The 274-nt window shown below is 67.2% G+C and carries 1 pseudogene; it reads right to left on the bottom strand.

The window, feature by feature from the left end:
- A pseudogene (locus OO68_RS41950) lies at positions 1 to 210 on the bottom strand (ATP-binding cassette domain-containing protein); the annotation flags it as partial.
- Positions 211 to 274: the final 64 nt, after the last annotated feature.

Genomic DNA, 274 nt, shown 5'->3' with positions numbered 1-274 from the left:
CATCATCAGCGTCGTGGTCTTGCCCGACCCGGAGGAGCCGAGGAAGGTGACGAACTCCCCCGCCGCGATCTCCATCGACGCCTCGTCGACGGCGACCACATCCCCGTAGGTCTTGCGCAGGGCCACCACCGACAGCGCCTTGCCGGTCGCGGTGGCCGGCTTGTCACCGGCCACCTTCACCGACGGTGCCGCGATACCGAATTCAGCCACGAGCCCACTCCAACCAGCGCTTGGTGACGGCCGACTCGTTCTTCAGCCACCAGTCGACATCCGC

This window comes from Streptomyces iakyrus (assembly GCF_000717055.1).
GTDB classification, from domain to species: domain Bacteria; phylum Actinomycetota; class Actinomycetes; order Streptomycetales; family Streptomycetaceae; genus Streptomyces; species Streptomyces iakyrus.
This window is presented reverse-complemented; position numbering and strand designations above follow the sequence as displayed.